The sequence below is a fragment of the Lactobacillus sp. UMNPBX17 genome (genome assembly GCF_002553735.1).
In the GTDB taxonomy this organism is placed as follows: domain Bacteria; phylum Bacillota; class Bacilli; order Lactobacillales; family Lactobacillaceae; genus Lactobacillus; species Lactobacillus gallinarum.
The window spans coordinates 1-1,706 of the sequence record NZ_PCYT01000126.1 but is presented as its reverse complement, the minus strand read 5'-3'; the positions used below and the strand labels follow the sequence as shown (position 1 = coordinate 1,706).

Annotated in this window: 1 protein-coding gene; it reads right to left on the bottom strand. The window is 38.2% G+C overall.

Annotated elements, in window-relative coordinates; genetic code table 11:
- Positions 1–119: 119 nt before the first annotated feature.
- The gene (locus CP368_RS09855) at positions 120–1,358 is read right to left on the bottom strand and encodes an IS110 family transposase (RefSeq protein WP_089145574.1); all 1,239 of its coding nucleotides are present in this window, start codon (positions 1,356–1,358) and stop codon (positions 120–122) included.
- Positions 1,359–1,706: the final 348 nt, after the last annotated feature.

Here is a 1,706-nt window from a genome sequence, read left to right as displayed (position 1 = left end):
AATTTTATTTTTAATTAGTTTGTGTTAAAGCCAAAATTTGCGTGCATGAAACTAGGCCCTATTTCAAGGGTTTTTAATAACTATTATTTACTCCTCCAAAAATGTTTTAGACCAATTGATCACCTCGGTGTTTGATAGATTTGACCATTTTTGAGCAGAGTGAAAATGGTCCTAACTAGTTTTCTTGCACAAAGGACGCAAGCACGTTTATGCGGGGAATAGAAAGCTTCATCGTACTTCTTTTGATAGTACTTCCGAAAAACGGGATCTCTTAATCTAATTAGGTTGGCAGCTTCAACCAAATAATATCTTAGATAATGATTGCCGTTTTTGGTCATTGGCTTGTGTTCGCTGTCAAAATCACTAGACTGCTTTTGACGCCAAGCTAGGCCGGCGTATTTAGCCAGCTGAGCTTCAGTATCGAACCGATCAATACTACCAATTTCAGCGATGATGCCAGCAGAGTAAACTGGTCCAATTCCCGGAATAGACTGCAGTATTCTCTCTTCAGGGAGCGCTTGAACGATGTCTGTAATTGCTTTATCTAAATTTTTAATCAATTTCTGATTGGTTTTAATCTCGGTATAGTAAACAGATAATACTGCATCAATTGAGTCTTTCATGACTTTACCTAAACGATAGGATCCTCTGACGGCTTTCCTGATTGCTTTAGCTAAAGCTTCTGGATCAGAGAAGCGGCCGCGTCCCTTAGTCTGAAGGTAATCAATTAAATCCTCGATTGGCATCTCAGTGATTTCATCGATGGTTTTACTATCAGTCACAATAGACAGCATTGTTGCGCCAAAGATAGAAGTTTTAATATTTTCCTTGTCAACGGTAACCAGTTTGTTTAGACGATAGTAAAGGGCTTCAATGAAGTGCTGCTTAGCTCTGGCCAGGGAAGACGTGATTTCATATCTGGTTCTGGTTAGACGCTGGAGAGCTAAGTATTCCTCTTGTCGAGCGATAGTGACGTGATACTTGCCAAAGCGTAAGTATTCCGCGATGTAATAGGCATCAATAGGATCATTCTTATTTTCTTCGTAAACGTCATGAAATCGTTTAGTATTTTTGGGATTAACGACATCAGTTTCAAGATTAAGCTTTTGCAAGTCCTCATCATTGGCAAAGAAATAGGCTGGATGAAAGCTATAAATTGAAGTAGCCTCCATGCCGATAATTACCTTGTCATAGCTATTCTGTTTAGCAAGTTGGAGAATTAGCTTTTTGACCTTATTAGCGCCAGTCAGATCATTAGAAAAAGATTGGTTAAGCAAAGGTTTTTGATGATTTTCTGAGTCAGTAATAGCGACTTGCAAGTCTTTAGAACTGACGTCAATTCCTATAAAAAGTTTCATTGAGAATGGCCTCCTTTCTAACAAATATTTGGTCATAGATCGATCATCACATGTTAGCCCCTAATTACAGTTTCTAAGACAGTCTCGCAAAATATAAGTATTCACAGGTTCAAGCTAAAAAGCTGCGACTGAAACTGCTCTGAATCAGTAATAGCCAGAATCAATACAGCATGTGAGTAAGTCATTAGCAAAACTGCTTGGGCGGCAGACTTACAAAGTAGTCAAGCTACAGGAGGTGAAAACCTATACCAATTGACCAAGGTCAATGACAATTAGAGACTAGCATCTGATGATCGAATAAACAAACTAAAAAGACAATCAACACAGATTTAATTTATATAATACGAG

Coding starts and splice junctions, on each gene's coding strand:
- CP368_RS09855 (WP_089145574.1), bottom strand. CDS start 1,358: ATGAAACTTTTTATAGGAATTGACGTCAGTTCTAAAGACTTGCAAGTC.